Source organism: Myxosarcina sp. GI1(2024) (assembly GCF_053543375.1).
Genome location: NZ_JBKGTY010000003.1, coordinates 456033 through 472357, shown reverse-complemented (window position 1 = coordinate 472357; position 16325 = coordinate 456033). Strand labels below are relative to the sequence as shown.

Genomic DNA, 16325 nt, shown 5'->3' with positions numbered 1-16325 from the left:
TTAATGGCAAAGAATAAAAAACAGAAAAAACGGGAACGCAAACTGCAAAAAAAAGCGAAAAAACTGCAAAAAAAAATTGAAAAACAAAGGATAAAGTATTTGTCAGATTCCCCAACTAGTGGTGACACTCATCAAATTGAAGCAATTGAAGCTCGTTTGGTTCATCATATTCCGGGTAGAGCGAGATTTCGCCTTGACCGTTTACAAAATGATTCAAACTATGCAGCCAATCTTCAACAATTTTTGCTAGCCCAACCCGGAATTAATCATGTCAGGGTAAATTCCGTTGCAGCTTCGATCGCAATTATTTATAGCTACAAAAACGCTTTGCTGAGCGAAATTGCTTCTGGGTTGAGCGAACTAATTCAACGAGTAGATACAACTAAATCACCCACGAGCAAACCAACCAAAAATTCCACTTCAGACAGGGAAAATTGGTTTAGTTTAACTTTACCTGTCTTGACCACTGTCGTTAGTTGGTTGAGCAATTATCGTAGATTGCTATGGTTACGACCTCTCGCCCTAGCAAGTCTAGTCACCGTAACCATACCCATAGCTAAAAGAGCCAGTCAAAGTATTTGGCGCGATCGCAAAGTTAACATAGATTGCCTAGACCTACTAGCGGTGGGTTTGAGTTACGGTCAAGGAAGACTGGCGACTCCTGCTTTAGTGATTACGTTGCACGAACTAGGAGATCTAATTCGCGAACGTACGGCTCGTTCCACAGCAACCCAAACCGCCGATCTCCTCGATGCCATCGGACATTTTGCTTGGGTAATTAGAGAAGGAAAACCTATCCAGATCGAGAGCGATCACGTCGAAGTAGGAGAAACTGTAATTGTCTATCCTGGAGAACAAATTCCTGTAGATGGAGAAGTGCTGAAAGGTTCGGCAACGGTCGACCAACAGCAACTTACAGGAGAATCGATGCCCATCGTCGCCCAAGTGGGAACGGTGGTTTATGCTTCAACTTTAGTTCGCTCTGGACAAATTTATCTTCGTGCCGATAGGGTAGGAAAACAGACTCGTGCTGCTGCCAGTCTCGAATTACTCCAAAATGCCCCCGTACACGATACTCGCATGGCAAATTATGCAGCACAGCTAGCAGATAGGTTAATTTTACCTTCTCTAGTTTTAGCTAGTATTGTCTTAGCCATTACTAAAGAACCAGCACGGGCAGCCTCGATCCTGACTTTGGATTTTGTCACGGGTATTCGCGTTTCCATGCCGACAGCATTTTTAGGTGCATTAAACCACAACACGCGCCACGGTATTTTGGTACGTAGTGGACGAACCATAGAACAATTAGCAGAAGTAGATACGGTCGTTTTTGATAAAACGGGTACTTTAACCCAAGGACAATTGACTGTAGTTGGCATTGAAACCATACCAGGCAGAATGTCTGCAACAGAAGTATTAACTCTAGCTGCTGCTGCCGAACAAAGAATTGCCCATCCCGTAGCCGAGGCAATTACCCATTATGCTCGAAGCCAAAAGATTAATATTCCCCGTCGGGAACAATGGAACTATGAAGTTGGGTTGGGGATTCGTGCCACTGTCGAAGACAAAGAAGTTTTAGTCGGAAGCGATCGCTTTTTACTACAAGAGGGAATTAGTTTAGAATGCCTAGAAACTAAAGCTTTTCCTTTGCGTCATAGCTGCGATCTCGAACAAAAATCCGTCACTTCCTCCTGGTTATCCTTAATCTATGTCGCTGGCGATCGCAAATTACAAGGAGTAATCCAATATGCCGATCCCCTGCGTGTTGAAAGTCCTGCTCTAATCGAGTCTCTCCAAGCATCTGGTCGCGAGATTCATTTATTGACGGGAGATAACCAGCAAAGAGCTAAAATAGTGGCAGAGGAACTCAATATTCCCCTCGCTCGAGTCCACGCCCAAGCTTTTCCCGAACAAAAAGCTGCGATCGTTCGCGATTTAAAGCTGGCTGGCAAAACTGTCGCCTTCGTCGGTGATGGCTTGAATGATTCTGTCGCTTTAGCTTATGCCGATGTCTCGGTATCTTTTGCTAATGGCTCGGATATTGCTAGAGAAATAGCTGATGTGGTGCTGATGAATAACGATCTAGCTAGCTTGATGCAAGCACTCGATATCGCTCGGGAAACTAAGAAGCTAATCGAGCAAAATACCTTGATGGTTGTGGCTCCCAATTTAATGGCTTTGGGTTTGGCTTCTACAGTGGGATTAAATCCGCTAATGGCGACGGTAGTTCATAACGGTTCGGCGATCGCTGCTGGACTTAACAGTCTTCGTCCTCTGATGCAACATCAGTTGGAGGAACAAAATTACTGGAATTTCCAGTAAAATCGGTTAATTTTAGTTAATTTTAGGAGAGGTAACCAAATGTCATCAATACAACGAACGGGAAGTTCCGTTCTCAACCAAGTTCAAAATGCTTACAAAAACAATCCCCTTCAGACTCTTGCTCTTGGAATGGGAGCGGTGATTTTAGCTCCTACAGTATTGCCTTTGGTAAAACCCTTTGCCAAAGTAGCGATCAAAAGTGGTGTCAGCTTCTATGAAAAAAGTAAAGGTGCGATCGCCGAAACCGGAGAAGTAATCGGCGATATTGTTGCCGAAGCTAAAGCAGAAGTAGCTGCCGAACGAGCTAAACAAGCTAGTGTAGCAGCAGGATTAATGTCTACACCAAATACCAATCGAGAGTCTCAAGACAACTGATTGGTTAATTCTCGAGACTGGCGCTCGTCATTATTTTCGATGGCGAGTGCTGCTTGTTGCCAAATTTTAGTTAATTCAGTGGTTGACGAGTTAACTGGTAATGCCTTATCCGGATAAACAGATAAACCATTCTTAATTGCTGCCTTAATTAAAGGTCTGCCTAATTTTGTCACCGCAGGTACGAGCAGGGAACTTACGGCGATCGCGCTCAATCCTGCTAGAGCAACGGGGTTATTGCCGTGACCATCTTCAATGATTTCTTTAAGGTGAAACGAAAGCACGGACTTATCCCAATGAATCAATGACATAATTTTCTTTCTCCACAGCGATCGAGATTAAGAGTTAGAAGAGGATAACTGGTTTGCTATTCGAGAGCTCCAATTCTATAGCTTATTAGCATTTATCATCATTTCACCTAGAATTTATCTCAGCAATGATTGCTATCTAATCTGGGTGTCGATAACTAAATAACCCTTGTTAGTCTGGATTACTCGAGCAAAATTAAATTACCAAGTGTAATTTAATCTTTAAACTTAATGATAATTAATTTCAATTAATTGTCAATAGTCTAACAAAATTCGGTCAAAATTTTAACCGGAAAAAAATTAGATCGATGTCATTAGTGAGACAGTGCTTGGCGAGCGTATGGCAATAGGTTTTGGTCAATTAAAACCATAGAGAATGGTTAACTTGCGATCTATCTGTAGCCAACTTAAGTATTTCGTCTAAAAAGACATTATCGCTCGATTATACCTTGCTGCTGCCAAACCCCGATTGTTTGTTCTAAACCTTCTCGATAACTGACATAGCTAGGACTCCAGTTTAACTGTTGAGTGAAGCGATCGCGGTTGACCGTAGTTGAAAGGTCGAGTATTTCCATTTGTGGCTCTTTAATAATTACTTTAGCTACTGGAGCAGTGAACAAAGGAATGTGACCTGGTTTGGTATAACCCAACTTCATCGCATAGGTATCGATAAAATTAGCAAAAGATGTCGGCGTACCATCAACCACATTAAATACTTCTCCTACAGGTTGCCGTTCGACTACTAAGACCAAAGCTTTGGCTGCATCCTCATAGTGCAGAAAGTTAGCTAGATTATCTTCAGGACCAGCATAATAAGGTCGGTGTAGTTTGAAAGAAGTTTCGTATTTTTTTAAGTCTTCTGATTGAGGACCGTAAAGAAAACCCATTCTTAATAGACAATAGGGAAGATTACTCTCGATTATCTGTTTTTCTGCGGCAATTGCCGCACGAAAGATAGGATTTCGGTCGGGTGCAGTTAAGGTCGTGTTTTCAGTAGCATTTGTAGCATTACCATACAGAAAAGCATAGCTGGGGTGAACTAATAGCTTAACTTCAATATTTTCTAGTGCTTTCAATAAGGCTGCGGTAGTAACGAGCAAAGTCTCGTCATATCCTTGCCAGTTCTGTCTATCATGTAGCAAAGTATTGGGAATTTGAGGAGTCAGATTCAATACGATGTCGGGTTGAGCCGCTCGTAAAGCTTCAGTTAGTTCTGCAGCTTTGGTTAGGTCGGCTTGAGTAAAGGTAGCACCATGTTCTCGCAGCGTCTGGACACTTTCAGGTTTACTCCCAACCCCAGTAACTCGATGTCCTTTTGCTACCAATTGTCTGGTGGTTTCCCGTCCCAGTTCGGTATCTGCACTCAAAACTAAAATCTTTAACGCTGCCATGTTGCACGCTCTCGGCTGAAGTAAACTTTTTCACACTGTCAATTACCGTTCCAGTTGGTATCTTTCTGCGGAGATACAAAGTCCACCGTATGGAGAACGAACGAGATCTAGATCGAACTCAAGCAAATAGTTAGTTTCTTACTGAGGTAGGAAGATATTAGCCAAAAAAATTTTTAAATTTAACATAAATGGATCTTAAAATTGGAGGGAAAACATATGAATATGGATATCGAACACCAAGCTCGAGAAGAAACCACAGCTAGACGACAACGGGAAAAACATTTGCACGATACCATGTCAACTCGCGCCGAAGCTGAGCTCGAAACAGCCGCAGACAATGAGACTAGCGAACGAGCTCGTGAAGGGGAAACTACACGACGACAGCATGACGACCATCTCAGAGAAAAAATGCTGAAACGTTCTCAAGCAGAGATTGGCGATCGCTGATGACAAAAAGTAGATCGGTAATGTTGCAAAAACTTAAGACAAACTTGTAGTATTTAACAAACGTAAATAACTACTAGACCAGATGAACTCAAAGCAACCATTTAAGTGGAAACATTTTCAAGGAGAAATAATTTTACTTTGTGTGAGGTGGTATCTCCGCTATGGTTTGAGTTATCGTGATTTAGCAGAAATCATGCAAGAGCGAGGACTATCTGTAGACCACACCACGATTTACCGATGGGTGATGATTTATGCACCACAAATAGAAAGAAGAGCCAGAAAGCATCTCATCTCAACTAATGACTCTTGGCGAGTAGATCAAACTTATCTCAAGGTCAAAGGAAAATGGAAATATCTATATAGAGCAGTTGACAGCAATGGTATTACCATAGAGTTTATGTTTAGTGCCAGGAGAGATAAACAAGCTGCTAAAAGATTCTTGAAGAAAGCCCTGAAATCGAGACATAATAAGCAGCCAAGAGTTATTAACGTAGACCAAAATCCTGCTTATCCCGCAGCAGTTGAAGAACTTCAAACGGAAGAAATTATCTCTAGTGAGTGTGAATTGAGACAGAACAAATATCTTAATAATATCATCGAGCAAGACCATAGATTTCCGAAAAAGCAGGCTAAGTATAAATTATACTTTCAACATTTCCACTCAGCATGGCGGACATTAAAAGGGTATGAAATCATGAATGTGATTCGCAAAGGGCAAATAAAAAATATCGCTAAAGGTGACATCTTGGGACAAAGAAATTTTGTCTATTCTCTGTTTGGGATCGCTGTCTAAAAAATTAGTTAATCACAGGTATATTCTCTCTGTTCGGATTTTTTGCAACAGAACCAAATTATTTCTCCTTGAAAATGTTTCCACTTAAATGGTTGCTTTGAGTTCATCTGGTCTAGTAGTTATTTACGTTTGTTAAATACTACAAGTTTGTCTTAAGTTTTTGCAACATTACCATATTTACTGCTTTGATGCTGGGATTAAAGATTATGGTGGTTTCTGACTCGAAGAAATTTATCAAAAAATTAGAAGCTGCCATGACGGTCAAAGTATTTGAAGGCAGAGGGCAGAGGGCAGAGGGCAGAAGTGAATTAGACAGTAAATCCGATAATAAATTACGTATCTGGTCGATTCACGCTGAAAATAGCGGTAGCGAAGAGAATGTGGCGTTTATCAAGGATATTTCTACTGAAGTAAAAAATGTCGATGTTCTGCTGGCTTCTCCCAGTTTGGGTACGGGGGTCGATATTCCCAATTACCACTTTGATGCGGTATTCGGGGCATTTCACGCGGTAAGCCAAACTGCTACCGAATGCGCCCAATCCCTCCATCGCTATCGTCCCCAAGTCCCCCTACATATCTGGGTCGCTCCCCGTCCGCCCTTCGGGTACAAAGAAACCAATGCTGCTAAGATTAAGGAGCGGATGCTAGAACTAAACGAGATGACGGCATTTTTAATTCGCATCGACCGCGAAACTGGCAGACGTGGGGCAGAAAAAGATTGGGCTTTGAACGCTTACTGTGAAATTGAAGCTCAGAGAAACCGTTCTATTAATAATTTACGGGACGATTTACATTCTCTGTTGAACGAGATGGGGTATAACCTAACCCCAGCCGATAGTGAAGCAGACCCTTTTGTCGCGATGGAGTTAAAGGAAGCTGGTCGTACTTTAGATACCGCTCACCAACTAGCTGTAGTTCAAGCTAATAATATTAGTAGTAGTGAATACCTCAGCCGTCAGTCAAAAGACTATCTCCAACCAGAAGAGCTTGTGGAGTGCGAAAAATATCGGATTCAACGAGATTACGGGATGCCAGTAACTGAAGAGTTGGTCAAGCAGGATGCTGGGGGCTACCTGATTAGTAAAATAATTGCTTTGGAATCTTTATTAGCCCCCGATGAAGGAGAAATTATCGATCCTACAAGTGGTAAAAAATATCCCACACCACCGCAGATTGTAGCCGAGAAGGATATAAGAGAACGGGATAATCTGTCTTTGTGTATGGATTGGCATAATTACTCTAGTAAATGGTTAGCCCGTCATATTTTGGGTTTACCAAAGATATTAGCCCGATTGCTGGCAGGAGAAGAACTCTGTGCCACTGACACTGATGTAGTTCAGATGACTAAGGCTGCTGTTGCTACTCGCGCCCATATTAAAGCAATCCTGGGATTTACCATTCCAGAAAACTGTAAACCGATGTGGTTGCTGGGAATATTAATGGGGCAACTGGGGTTAAAGATGATTGGTCGTAAAAAAGGCAAGCGAGGACAACAGGTTCGCTATTACAGTTTGTCAGTAGAAGAACTAGCCTTTGCTGTGGAGGTGTTGCAATACAGAGAGCAACAGAGGATTGAAAAAGCGCAAGCGGAACAGGAAATTAAAGAGGAGAATCGAATTTATCAGGATAGAATGCAGACGCAGTATGGCATAGACCCGCCATTACCAACCGTAACCACTCCCCCCGAAAAAAGGGATATTTATCCTTTAAGGGGAGTGGTGGATACGGGAAAAGATGATCCCAATTTGGCAGATAATAGTTCAAATGAACCATCACCCGATCCGTTGTCAAAGCTCAAACCGTGTCTAGAATTATTAGAGGTCACAATAGATCTAGGTTTATCGGTAATTAAAGAGATTATGGTCAAGCTGATGACAAACGATGGCGTACCGAACCAGATTCTTAGTTGGCTCGATCGATCGAAGAAATCGATGATTGTGTATATGGGGGATGGATAATGGGTAAAGCGAATCGTCGGAAAAAACCAAGAAGAGTTTTAGCTGACATAAAAAAGCTAGACAATAAATCAGCTTCCCCCAACACATCAAAGCCAGGACAAGGCTCGTTGGTTATGAGTCTTTTGGACGAGCAGCAAAAAATTACCGTAGCTCAACTGATTAAAGAAGAAGCGATAACTCCTCCCCCTGCTGATGTTCAGTTGGGAGCTTTAAACGGCATCTTTCATGCTGCTTTGGGTCGGGGAATTTTTTCTTTTACCTCTGACAGTCAGCCAGCCTATGTTCCTTTAACTAATCTTCGCTCATCACAAACCCAGGCGATTTCTCTGGTTAACAGTTACGATCCTGAAACCGAATTTCTATTTCATACACAATTAGACCCCGATGATGCCAAATTGGGTGCTGTTGTGGTACACGATCTAAATAGTGGGGTAGGTTGGCGATCGCTTATTCTTAAATAAAACGGCGCATAGTTGGACTTTTGCTTTTGCTACTCTGCTTATATTTCTTTTATTTAACAGTTACCTATTTAGTTAAGTATTAAGGCAGAAAATACCTAGCGGTCATGGTTTTAAACATTGATACTAAAATAATAGACAATGCCAGAATTACTATTATCTATTGGGGGTTGACGTTTTGGGTGAGGCAAAAAGACGAGCAAGGTTAGACCCAGATTTCGGCAAATCAAACTACGAAATAACTTTCTTTAATCTCGATGAGGCAAACGAGCCGATTAAGAAGCTTTGGTCAAATACGACCAAAGGTCATCCACCTTTTACTGGTTTTAAGTTTAGTCATAAATCGGAAACTTTTTTCGGTTTAGCCTTTATCAGAGCCAAAAATGGCGTGATGGCTCTAGATTACGAGTGGATTTTCAATCCTGAAACAATAGCGAGGCAAAAAAGAATTTTAGATCGGTTTATAGAATCAATTAATCAAGAGATGCTAAAAAAACTTTTGCAGGAAGTAGAGCCTGATTTGGAGACCAAAGATATATCAAAAATTTTCCCAAAAAGTACCGAAGCAAAGTTTAACCGATTTTAGAGGTAAATTTTTTCTATGTATGACTGAAGCTTGGTTTGCTTTTGTAATTGTTGGCGTTTTATAACTTGGCTCAGGGTAACCTACCCAAACTCATCATCGGGAAATAAATCATCATCGCCTTCTTCTCCTTCAATTAAACTTTTAGGAATCAATTCCTCATCATCCTCATCAAGCTCAATTTGAGGGTTTGAATTATTGACAGTATGCTGACTATTGCGACTACCATGTGCCACTGTGGTCGGCATAACATTAGAATGCCACTGGGGTTGAGAAACTCGCAAAGAGGAGCGCAGATTAAATCCATGCTTATCTAACAGATTCTGTGTCTCCCAACAGCACCTTTCTATCTCAGTCGAGTCAACACCTTGACTAGCTCTGGCGTAGGGTAAATAAGCCATAACCACAGCGTCTGCTATCAGGTTATTCTTTTCATCGTTCTGATGAGAGTTTAACCACTCAACCACTTCAGCCAACAAAGTACCCGAATAAGGCTGCAAACGGGTACTCAAACTCACTCGCTTTCTTTTGCTCATGCCACCGACCCCTCTTTTACATTTTTGGGCGAAACTTTCTTAGATTTTTTCTGATTCAATGAAATTAAAAGGTCGAACAAGCCGTAGGCATCTACTAACCTATAAGACAAAGAATTTTCCGCTTCTTTTTTACCATCCAGGGCTAAAATCTCTTCAATTTCTTTGGTAAAACCAGCTCCCCAAACCATAGGGGTAAAATGCCGATCGTATTCTAAACGCCTATATTTCCCAGTACGTAGATAGCGAGAAGAATAACCAGATTTTGTCTCGTAAGCGTGTTCACAGTTAAAATGCTTTTCCAAATCGGGTTCTAAAAACCTGGATGCACCACCCGAAATCACCACGGAATCCAAATCTGAGGGAAATATTTTAGCCAGCCATTTTGATACTGTTGCCCAATATTCCTCTGTAGCAATCTCGATCGCGTTACTAACCTCTCTTATTTCAAGGGAGCGTAAATCTCTATCTTTGGCATTAGCCAACTGTTTGATGGCATCCAAACTAGACCATTGCGGATAGTCGGTATGGCTTGCACTATGAGAAGAACTGTAGCTTTCTGTTCTCTTTGATTCTAATCCCTTAAAAATAGCCGATGCTATCCTATCCCTATCTAACCCACTGGTTCTATCGATTACATTGTCGAGAAATTTAGAAAATCCAATTAAGGGGCTATCTCCCGTTAACTCTCCATACTCAAAACACAAAGCCGTAATATTACGATGACCGAACATCAAAATACCCAGCTTCTTATCTTGTTGCCAGTCGCTACCTTGTTTACGTGTATGAATAGCTGCTAACCCACCACCTTCAGGGCGACAAATAAACTTATCTAGTTGGACTGAATATGATGACCCTCGAAAGACGAAATTAGATAAATACTCCTTTAGCTTGTTGTAGAATTTTGCGCGATCTTCGTACTCATTCCAGGGCAATAAAATTGCTAACTGTAGTGAGATTTTTTTAGGGTTAAGCTGACTTTGTTCGGCAATTACACCTACAGCAGCTAAGGTTTTATACAGAGCATTTTCATACTTAATCTCTTGTAATCTGTCTTCGGGGTCAAACTTACTGGCAAAATAACCAACTACAAATGTCCGCTCTTTGACCTCTAAATAGGCTTGTCTAATTGCCGAGGGACTAGACATCGAGGATTCTTTTTCCAGATAGCGTTTCAAATTATCTTCTTTAATTTGTTCTACCTCTGGAGGCATTAATAAGTATCTGGGTTTTTTATCTCTTGTAAGTTGATAGATAATTTTGGTTTGACTCCCTCCAGGGTCAACACAAAGAAAAATTTTGGGCATATAAAATAAGTTATGAATATAATACAACTCAAGTTTAGCCCTCAAAAAAACTAACGTCGATTAGAAACTAAATTAGGCGAAGCAATACTTTCACAGTTTTGGCACTATGATTACCAAAATAGAGCTAAAAACTGTGCCATTTGATAAATTGGTCTGCGTTAAATAGCATTATTACTTTGAACTAATTTGTGCTTAATCTGTGCCAAATGTTGAATCAAACTAGAATATATGAAGTCAAAGTGTGCGCCTACTAAAAAAATTAGTCGCGATTAACTTTCTGGTTGTTTCTGGTCAATAAGAATAGAGATTGGAGAGCCAGCTATCGGGAACAACATCAATCAGATAGCTAAAGTCATAAATACAGCACAATTTAAAGGAGAAGCAATTCCCCAATCCCTACCAAAGCCTGAAAGCCTAGAAAATGCTTTGAAGTTAATCGAGATGATGAAAGAAAAACTGACTGAAGTTAGGTTAGCTCTGTCTGGGGTTAAGCAAGATAATGACATTGAACCATGATCGGTCATATCGAACATGGCAGCGACTTTGGCGGTTTGTTTCGTTACCTTTTGGCTGAAGATAAAGGAGCGAGAATAATAGGGAGGAACGCTGCGGGACGAACACCATCTGAGTTAACCCAAGAATTTAATAATTGTGCCGACCAACGTAGGACTACTAAAAAGCCAGTTAAGCACTTAATTATTAGTTTTGCTGCTGCTGATGGTTATGTATCGGATGAGGTTAAAGCCAGAATTGCCACCGAAGCAGTTGAAGAACTGGGCTATACCTACAATCAATATGTAGTAGTAGATCATCATCGCGATGACCCAGGACACGATTGGAATCACGACCACGACCATATTCATATTGCGGTCAATATGATTACCTTAGACGGTAATAGGGTAGACGATTGGCAGGATAAGCGTAAGTTTGAAGAGATCCTTCGACAGTTGGAACTAACAGAACAATTGACAACTGTTGCTCCGTCCAAAAAGAGAAAGCGAAAAGCCTTATCTCACGGACAAACACAAAGAATTAAACGAGAAATCAAAGAGTTTAAAGAGGGCGAACGCACGGCTTTACCAGAGATCCCATTGAGTATTAAGCTACAGGCTGCTATCGACAAGGCGAGCGAGGACAAGCCCGACTAAACTACGTTTATCGGTCGGTTACAGGGTTTAGATATTGATGTCAGACCAACTATCTCCGATAAGGGTAGAAAGCGTATCAGTTATCGATTGGGAGATTTGAAAGTAAGGGGAAGTAAGCTGCATAATGGTTCTTTTCCTAAATTAATCTCTCAACGAGGTCTTGATTTTGACTCTTATCGCGATCGCTCTGCTATGGATTTGGCTTATTCTGGTCAACGAGTAAGTATTCCCCAGTCGAAACAAGTAACATGGTCCCAGATCGATCTGGTGAGTTATTTGCCGTCTTCTCTTCATAACGATTTCATAAGGGCGCAGACGAACTTCAAACAAAATGAGTCACAGTTGAGCAATGATGTAAAAGATGAAGAAACAAACCAACAGCCAACTGAACTTACTGACGATAAACTATTAGAAATTAAATCGAATGTAGAAAAATGGCTATCGTCGCGTCCATCTGAACCGAAACACGAAATAATTCAAAGTATTGAAACAGAGATCGAAAGGTTAGAAAGGCTCAAAAAACTAGGAGAGCGAAGAATTAGTTCCCAAAAACAACAGCTAGAGCAACTATCACCTCGTTCTCTGCTCAATCCCTTTGGAGTAAGCTCTGATGTCATCGAACAGAAAAAAACTCAGATCCGATTAAATCAGTCTAAGTTAAAAGACATTCAGCGCGAGTTAGCTACAGCCAATAACAACCAGGAAAAATGGCAAAAAAAGGTTCAAGTTTATCAGGATTGGCATACCTCACCCCAAACTCAAGAGATGGAGAAATTAGCCCAGTTGCTTTTAACACCCGATAATATTGCTCGCCTAGACAGAATAGAAGAAGGTTTAATGGTTTATGATTGTGCCAGCTATATTTTGAAGCAGTTGGGAGAGTCATCAGGAGGAACGCGCTGTTTCCAAGGTAAGTTCTATCGGCTTGAAGAACGAGAAAAGACTTTGACCATTTTTCGTCTTCATGACGACTCGATCCTTTATGCAGCGTCAAAAGGTCGAGAACAGGGAGGCATTATTGAAATTGAGAAATTTAATTTGAGCCAACAAGACAGGGAAAGACTAGATGAATCTGTACGATACTTAAAGCAGCAAGAAAAGCAAAAGAAAAGATCTAAAGGATTCTCCATTGGTTAACTGCGCGGGTTCATTCAATGTCTAATAGCGAGTGTTAAACAACGGCTAACATATAACATATAGATAAAAACAGTTGGCTGTTGTTAGCATTGCGCTAGTTCGCGCTTGTAGTCTTCTGATTACTACCTTGCTCCGCGCAACGCTAATCCGCTTCGCCAACACCCTCGAACAAGATGAAGAATGTATATCAAGGCGGAAAAAACTTGGTGTAATAGCTACCTTATATACAACAGATGCAACCAAATTTCTGGGAGTAAATCAACGATGGGAGCATTCCTCAAGCTATTAGAATTACCTTAAAAAGAACCTCTGTAGATTGGTTTTATGGTTTCAAGCTTCATTTGGTAATTAACGATCGCAGAGAACTATTAAATGTTGCTCTCACTCCTGGAAATGTAAACGATAGAAAACCCTCGCCAAAGAAGCCCCGTCGAAATCTAAGATTTCTCGCGATGTACCCAAACGAGCAAAAGATTGGAATGAATTGTTACAGCACATCAGACAGAAAGAAATAACTCGCCACAGACAAAATAGGAGTAGAGGCTGGTCATTGTAAACATTTGTTTGACAAAATACTTAACGCCAAAGTTTTGCTTGCTTTAACCATTCAACAACATCCCTAGCATTTTGATTAGGAGGAAAAACTGGATAAAAAACTTTTACTATTTTTCCTTCTTGGATAATCAAAGTTAGTCGCTTAATAAGTCGTTTGTTTTCTACCTCGAAAGTTGGCAACTGTAATGCTGTGGTCAATTCAAAATCTGCATCACTTAGAAGTTCAAATGGTAAATGAAGTCTTTTCACTGCTTCAGTTTGAGCAGTAGATTCTTGTGTACTTATTCCATAGACTTGAGTACTAAGTGCTTGAAGCTCTTGATAGTGATCTCGAAAACTACATGATTGTGGAGTACATCCTCTCGCGCCAGGAATTGAATCCCAACCATCAGGGAGTTTAATACCTGGTTGTCCCGTCATTGGATAACAATAAAATACTACTTTGCCCTCAATGTTTGAAATATTTACCTGTTTGTCAGAAGTAGAATGAAGAATAATATTAGGCAAGCTTTTTCCTAATAAATGAGAACTTGCTCCATCATCTTGAGGTACAGGTAAGTTAGATGGTAGGTTTGTAAAATTTTTCATTATCGTTTTTCTAGATGGGGTATGAGTATCATTCGATACTGCTGACGAACTTAACAAAAGGGAGAGGGCGAGCGCCTGAAGCATTGGAAGCATTTCGTACAGCTGTGTCTTACCGTTTTGCATCATGGCTCAATCACAATATAGAAGTTTTTACTGCTTATAAAGCTAGTTTGGGGTTTGTTTGGGCTTAATTTTTGTTTAAGGGACTTGCGGATAAATAGAATCCCAGGCATTTTAGAAGATAGCTAATACTAAATTAGAAGCAGATATCCGTTCCCTGGTAGATGCCCAAGCTCAAGCAGACCCAAAATTTCGCTCTACTTTTGGTTATGCTCGTATTAGTGCCAGAGCGGTACGAGAGGCATTAATTGGCGAAAAGGGATATACCGAAACACAATTACCAACTCGCCAGACAATTGGCGAAATTCTCAATCGCTTAGGATATCGCTTAAAAAAACTCAAAAGACCAAGCCTCTAAAGAAGATAGCGCAAACCGATGCCATCTTTGAGAATGTTTTCGGCGAAAATCAACTATCTGATAACAATCAGAGATCGTTGCGAGTATCGATTGATAGTAAAGCCAAAGTCAAGATTGGCAATCTACCGAGGGGTGGCAAAGCGCGGACAATTGAGGCACAAGAAGCAGATGACCATGACACACAATGGCAAGCTACTCTAGTCCCCTTTGGTATTCTCAATACTAGCAATGACCAATTATCGATTTATATGGGTCACTCGTCTGAAACCAGCGATTTTATCGTCGATTGTTTAACGGCTTGGTGGGATGAAAATCAACCTCAGAAATCTCAACTCGATGAATGGGTAATTAACCTAGATGGAGGAGCAGCGACTAGAAGTGACCGAACTCAATTTATCAAACGTATGGTCGAGTTATCCCGAAGTATTGATGTCAAAATTCGACTAATTTATTACCCTCCCTATCGATTAAGTAATTGGTCTAACGTTATACTCTACTTGGTAAGTTTTTTGTTGCACCAATATGCTGCATATTGATTTAGATAAAACTCCAAAGCATCTCCCGTATTACCTGCAAATATCGGAGCAGATTCGCGATGCAATTTCGTCTGGGAAACTGACATCAGGTACAAGGCTACCTTCAAGTCGTCAATTGGCGTTCGAATTGAACATTGCTCGTCAGACGGTGGTTATAGCGTATGAAGAACTTTGTTCACAAGGATACTGCACAAGCACAATAGGACATGGCACTTTCGTCGCTCAGATTCCAGTTGTACAACAAAAATACATTGGCAACACTCGAAGATTTCCCGATTGGCTATTAATGAAAGTCGACTACACCTTTCGAGCAGATGACCAAAATATAGACAAGATATGTTTTACACCAAGCCTCGCTCAGAACACTTACCTACCGTTTAAGGCAATGCGACAGACCTTTAATCGGATGATTCGCCAAACTATTCCTGAATTTAATAATTACAAGAAAGATAGTGGAGATTTATGGCTAATTCAGGCACTCTGCCAACGGGTTTTACCAGCACGAGGCATTCAAGCGGAACCGAATCAAATTTTAATTACTCACGGGTCGCAGCATTCTTCTTCTCTTCTGAGTATGTTGCTTGCACCATACGGTGGCAGCATTACCTATGGGGTTCCTGGTTATCTATCAATTCCTCGAAATTTCACGATTCGGGGCATCAAAGGGATTGCCTGTCCAATAGATTCAGAAGGTATGTATTTAACGGAAGATGCTTACTCAGCTCGAGTTCACTATGTCATGCCCGAACATCATTTTCCTGTAGGTGTAACTCTATCTCCTCGCCGTCGTTCAGCTCTATTACAACTCGCTGAGGAGCAGGATGCACTAATTATTGAGGATGATTATGATAGTGAGTTTTATTATAATAGACATCCATTGCCAGCATTAAAATCCGACGATTTGGGGGGACGAGTCGTTTACTTAGGCACTTTTTCAAAGTCATTGTTTAATAGTTTACGGCTAGGGTATATTGTTGCTCACCCAGAAATTATTCGTTGTCTAGTTGATATTCGATGGCAGTTGGATGGTGGAACGAGTTTAATCTTACAACGTTGGGTCGCGGAACTTTTAAAAGATGGGGCAGTGGAACGTCATCAGCGACGCATGCGAATTCACTACCGTAAAAAACGCGACTTGATTGCGACATACTTACGAGAGTTGTTTCCAAAGTGGAGTTGGCAACTTCCTAGCGGTGGTATGCAGTTTTGGATTAAGCTTCCATCCATTCAGCCAGCAGAAGAGTTAATATATCAGGCCGCAGAACGAAGAGTGGGTCTGTGGTCAGGAGCGACTTATTATGAGCCAGAGGCCAAAAGGGAAGATTGTCATTTGGTACTGGGATATGGTGCAATTACAGAATCTGAGATTCATCAGGCGTTTAATAGACTTCGAGGTTTGATACATTGATAC

The 16325-nt window shown here is 41.0% G+C and carries 17 protein-coding genes and 1 pseudogene; 13 read left to right on the top strand and 5 right to left on the bottom strand.

What is annotated here, in order from left to right; translation table 11 throughout:
* Positions 1-3 precede the first annotated feature (3 nt).
* Both ACLFKQ_RS15860 and ACLFKQ_RS15855 read left to right on the top strand, forming a co-directional pair.
* A complete protein-coding gene (locus ACLFKQ_RS15860; protein WP_449000751.1) occupies positions 4-2322 on the top strand; it encodes a heavy metal translocating P-type ATPase in 2319 nt (772 codons plus the stop codon).
* Between the two features lie 39 nt (positions 2323-2361).
* Positions 2362-2697: a DUF5132 domain-containing protein gene (locus tag ACLFKQ_RS15855; protein WP_449000750.1), complete on the top strand. Its 336-nt coding sequence runs from the start codon at positions 2362-2364 to the stop codon at positions 2695-2697.
* Here ACLFKQ_RS15855 and ACLFKQ_RS15850 read toward each other — a convergent pair.
* Together ACLFKQ_RS15850 and ACLFKQ_RS15845 are read right to left on the bottom strand one after the other, a co-directional pair.
* Positions 2685-3005 carry a hypothetical protein gene (locus ACLFKQ_RS15850; protein WP_449000749.1) on the bottom strand — a complete coding sequence of 107 codons (321 nt, stop codon included), beginning with the start codon at positions 3003-3005 and terminating at the stop codon, positions 2685-2687. The two genes, ACLFKQ_RS15855 and ACLFKQ_RS15850, sit on opposite strands and share 13 nt — an antisense overlap.
* A gap of 428 nt (positions 3006-3433) precedes the next feature.
* Positions 3434-4393 carry an NAD-dependent epimerase/dehydratase family protein gene (locus tag ACLFKQ_RS15845; RefSeq protein WP_449000748.1) on the bottom strand — a complete coding sequence of 320 codons (960 nt, stop codon included), beginning with the start codon at positions 4391-4393 and terminating at the stop codon, positions 3434-3436.
* A 216-nt stretch (positions 4394-4609) separates the two neighbouring features.
* Between ACLFKQ_RS15845 and ACLFKQ_RS15840 the strand changes: the two genes are divergently transcribed.
* The 5 genes from ACLFKQ_RS15840 to ACLFKQ_RS15820 all read left to right on the top strand — a co-directional run bounded on the left by ACLFKQ_RS15840 (position 4610) and on the right by ACLFKQ_RS15820 (position 8635).
* Positions 4610-4840, top strand: a complete 231-nt coding sequence (locus ACLFKQ_RS15840; RefSeq protein WP_449000747.1) for a hypothetical protein — start codon at positions 4610-4612, stop codon at positions 4838-4840.
* A gap of 82 nt (positions 4841-4922) precedes the next feature.
* On the top strand, positions 4923-5633 hold the full coding sequence (locus tag ACLFKQ_RS15835; protein ID WP_448997902.1) for an IS6 family transposase: 711 nt from the start codon (positions 4923-4925) through the stop codon (positions 5631-5633).
* A gap of 188 nt (positions 5634-5821) precedes the next feature.
* Entirely contained in the window at positions 5822-7591 is a 1770-nt protein-coding gene (locus tag ACLFKQ_RS15830) for a hypothetical protein (protein WP_449000746.1), read from the top strand.
* Entirely contained in the window at positions 7591-8052 is a 462-nt protein-coding gene (locus ACLFKQ_RS15825; protein ID WP_449000745.1) for a hypothetical protein, read from the top strand. Before ACLFKQ_RS15830 ends, ACLFKQ_RS15825 begins: the two co-directional genes overlap by 1 nt.
* A 175-nt stretch (positions 8053-8227) precedes the next feature.
* Entirely contained in the window at positions 8228-8635 is a 408-nt protein-coding gene (locus ACLFKQ_RS15820; protein WP_449000744.1) for a hypothetical protein, read from the top strand.
* Positions 8636-8715: 80 nt separating this feature from the next.
* Here ACLFKQ_RS15820 and ACLFKQ_RS15815 read toward each other — a convergent pair whose 3' ends face one another.
* Both ACLFKQ_RS15815 and ACLFKQ_RS15810 read right to left on the bottom strand, forming a co-directional pair.
* The gene (locus ACLFKQ_RS15815; RefSeq protein ID WP_449000743.1) at positions 8716-9168 is read right to left on the bottom strand and encodes a hypothetical protein; all 453 of its coding nucleotides are present in this window, start codon (positions 9166-9168) and stop codon (positions 8716-8718) included.
* The gene (locus tag ACLFKQ_RS15810; protein WP_449000742.1) at positions 9165-10472 is read right to left on the bottom strand and encodes a ParM/StbA family protein; all 1308 of its coding nucleotides are present in this window, start codon (positions 10470-10472) and stop codon (positions 9165-9167) included. The genes ACLFKQ_RS15815 and ACLFKQ_RS15810 overlap by 4 nt, the downstream gene beginning before the upstream one ends.
* A gap of 294 nt (positions 10473-10766) precedes the next feature.
* On the opposite strand from ACLFKQ_RS15810, the gene mobC reads away from it, so the two are divergent.
* The 4 genes and pseudogenes from mobC to ACLFKQ_RS15790 form a co-directional block, all read left to right on the top strand.
* On the top strand, positions 10767-10988 hold the full coding sequence (mobC, locus tag ACLFKQ_RS15805) for a plasmid mobilization relaxosome protein MobC (protein WP_449001048.1): 222 nt from the start codon (positions 10767-10769) through the stop codon (positions 10986-10988).
* Complete coding sequence (locus tag ACLFKQ_RS15800; RefSeq protein WP_449000741.1) at positions 10985-11620, top strand: relaxase/mobilization nuclease domain-containing protein; 636 nt, start codon at positions 10985-10987, stop codon at positions 11618-11620. Before mobC ends, ACLFKQ_RS15800 begins: the two co-directional genes overlap by 4 nt.
* A 96-nt stretch (positions 11621-11716) precedes the next feature.
* On the top strand, positions 11717-12757 hold the full coding sequence (locus tag ACLFKQ_RS15795) for a hypothetical protein (protein ID WP_449000740.1): 1041 nt from the start codon (positions 11717-11719) through the stop codon (positions 12755-12757).
* 302 nt (positions 12758-13059) lie between these two features.
* Positions 13060-13170, top strand: a pseudogene (locus ACLFKQ_RS15790) (transposase); the annotation flags it as partial.
* Between the two features lie 163 nt (positions 13171-13333).
* Here ACLFKQ_RS15790 and ACLFKQ_RS15785 read toward each other — a convergent pair.
* A complete protein-coding gene (locus ACLFKQ_RS15785) occupies positions 13334-13900 on the bottom strand; it encodes a peroxiredoxin (RefSeq protein WP_449000739.1) in 567 nt (188 codons plus the stop codon).
* Positions 13901-14263: 363 nt separating this feature from the next.
* Here ACLFKQ_RS15785 and ACLFKQ_RS15780 point away from each other — a divergent pair, with 363 nt between their 5' ends.
* Positions 14264-14914, top strand: coding sequence for an ISAzo13-like element transposase-related protein (locus tag ACLFKQ_RS15780; protein ID WP_449001047.1), 651 nt, complete (start codon positions 14264-14266; stop codon positions 14912-14914).
* The gene (pdxR, locus tag ACLFKQ_RS15775) at positions 14901-16322 is read left to right on the top strand and encodes a MocR-like pyridoxine biosynthesis transcription factor PdxR (RefSeq protein ID WP_449000738.1); all 1422 of its coding nucleotides are present in this window, start codon (positions 14901-14903) and stop codon (positions 16320-16322) included. The genes ACLFKQ_RS15780 and pdxR overlap by 14 nt, the downstream gene beginning before the upstream one ends.
* The last annotated feature ends 3 nt before the right edge of the window (positions 16323-16325 follow it).